The sequence below is a fragment of the Candidatus Hecatella orcuttiae genome, assembly GCF_002009985.1.
Classification (GTDB): Archaea; Thermoproteota; Bathyarchaeia; order Hecatellales; family Hecatellaceae; genus Hecatella; species Hecatella orcuttiae.
In genome coordinates this window covers 1-2,132 of sequence record NZ_MTLX02000001.1, presented here as the reverse complement: position 1 = coordinate 2,132, position 2,132 = coordinate 1, and the positions used below count along the sequence as shown (strand labels likewise).

General features: G+C 47.3%; 4 protein-coding genes. All 4 read right to left on the bottom strand.

The features are described 5' to 3' along the window. Window positions 1–345, bottom strand: a 345-nt coding sequence (locus tag BWM17_RS00020) for a hypothetical protein (RefSeq protein ID WP_309491825.1), incomplete at its 3' end; no start/stop codon positions are given. A gap of 10 nt (window positions 346–355) precedes the next feature. After that, the gene (locus tag BWM17_RS00015; protein WP_309491824.1) at window positions 356–1,393 is read right to left on the bottom strand and encodes a hypothetical protein; all 1,038 of its coding nucleotides are present in this window, start codon (window positions 1,391–1,393) and stop codon (window positions 356–358) included. 173 nt (window positions 1,394–1,566) lie between these two features. Continuing rightward, window positions 1,567–1,737, bottom strand: a complete 171-nt coding sequence (locus BWM17_RS00010) for a hypothetical protein (RefSeq protein ID WP_309491823.1) — start codon at window positions 1,735–1,737, stop codon at window positions 1,567–1,569. A 53-nt stretch (window positions 1,738–1,790) separates the two neighbouring features. Continuing rightward, on the bottom strand, window positions 1,791–2,132 hold a 342-nt coding region (locus BWM17_RS00005; RefSeq protein WP_309491822.1), incomplete at its 5' end, for a phage neck terminator protein.

Here is a 2,132-nt window from a genome sequence, read left to right as displayed (position 1 = left end):
TCCATCAATCGAGACCTCTGTCGCCTCACCACCAACTTCTCCAGGATCTATCTTCTTTATGATTGCATCGTAGCAATTAACCACCAGTCCGGGAGCCTTGAAGGTTACGGTAATCTCTTCCTTATTTTCCTTGAACTGAACAAGCTGATTCAAAGCTTCCGAGGTGGCCCTGCATTTCAAGGTCCATGTTGGCTTTGCAAATTTCTTGTTGTAGCCCACAACTCCATTGACCGTTTCTATGTGGGTTATCTCATCCTCGTTGTCGTAGCTGAAACTCAGTAGATCGTCAATCTCCACTCCTCCAACGCTGCATGAAATTTCGCTAACATCCCACTCTTTAGCCATTCAAACCACCTCACACCTGTATTGTCAGATTGAGCTCGAATGTGTGAATATCTCCTGCCAAAGTCGCTGAAACGTAGACATTTCTAAGAATGCGATTTGCTTTGTCTGATTCAGAGATTGAGCCGAAATCGGGCATTACAATGGAGTAGCTGCTCAGGGCCCCATCTCTCACCATTGTTTCAAGGGCCGCAGCGATAGCAGCTCTAACGAACTCCAGTCCAGCAGGCGAGTACGGGATTTTTGTCATTCTCAGTCTCAAGCTTGCTATCGAATCTTGGATTGCCGCGATTGTATAGTACTTCGTCCTCGTTACATCGATGAACTTCGGGTCACCGCCTGTCGTTAGAGCATTGCTGATTCTGTTTGCATTTGCCAAATCCAGTATCACATTCGCCTTCCCGTTCTCGAGCGTAGGAACATCTCCTAGGGCGAAGTATTCGTTCACATCGATGTTTATGCTCCTCCAGAAAGTCGTGTTCCAGGGCTTCAATGCCATTATGACTCCCAGAGCTGCCGCAGCGACATCTCCATCAAAGTCTGAGTCGTTGTGTGCTAGGAAGAATCCGTTTGCAGAGGCTAAATTGGACACGGTAGTGGTTATATCGCTGACAGTAGCCCCGTTGGCATTCGTCGCGGTGAAGATCACATTGTTCGCATCCGCAAAGTCTTTGAGCTTAGCGAGCAGGGTTGTGTCGGTGATCATAGCAAGGCAAACTCCGTGAATCTGGTTGTTCTCAGCATAGGGGGCGAGGGTGTTCAAAGCATTCTCAACTTCTGTTGCAGTGGGGCTTCCTGGATTTGAGACATCCATTGAAACCGCATAGAGCTTTCTCACTCCCTGGGCGAAAATAGCCTGGGCAGCTTTTGCTACATTTGATGTGCTGCCGTGATCGCTCTGGACATCTGCGAGCGAGTAGTAAAGCTTCGGAGAATTCTTTGAAGCGTAATCTGACTCTCCAACAACCGCTGGTGTTCCCCATTCCCTTGCTGGCATCGCTGCTGTTTCGAGAACTGTATTAATTACGATTGCATCTCCTACATCTGGCATAATCTATTTGCAGAAAAGAGAATATAAAAACAAAAGTCAGAAATCTCTGCTATTTTGCCGATTGAATTGGCTTCCTTCTTATCCCATCTTCTGAACATCTCAACGGAGCACATCAGTACATCAGTAAGTCCCCACGACAAGCCTCATCTCGCCTCTGAGCTCTTTGACCTCGATCAGCTCCCCCCAAAGATTTCCTTAACTTCCTCCAAATTTCCGGCCTTACACCACACATAAATTCTTTTCTTCGCAGGGACTATCTGGTAATGCGTGGCTACATCGTGTAACTGCACGACAGTCTTCGCAATATCCATCAGATCCTCTGCCTTGCCAAGGAACTCAAACATGAATTAAATTCTTGAGAAAAATTATAAAAATGGAAGTCAGGATCAGGTTCTGATCAGGTCTCGACCGTGTACTCGACGGTTTCGATCGTGGTGATTGTTTCTTTGTAGCTTAGTTCGTAGCGGATGAAGACGTCAAGCTGCCTTCTTGGAGTTTTGCTATCGGCCAGATAGGTCAGATCGTTTATCTCCGACCGGCCAGCAACCTCAATTCCCTCTATCAGTGGAAGATCTCTCAGATACCACACGAGCAGCTGATCCAAATAGGCATCCACAATGTCTGCTGCAGGAATGCCAACATCTCCCTTCGCATGAACATTGATGCTCAGAGTTACGACTGCCCTCTCGCCCTTGGTGTATTGAATGTCTGGATCCAGGACCTCCTTGCTGAACAGCTG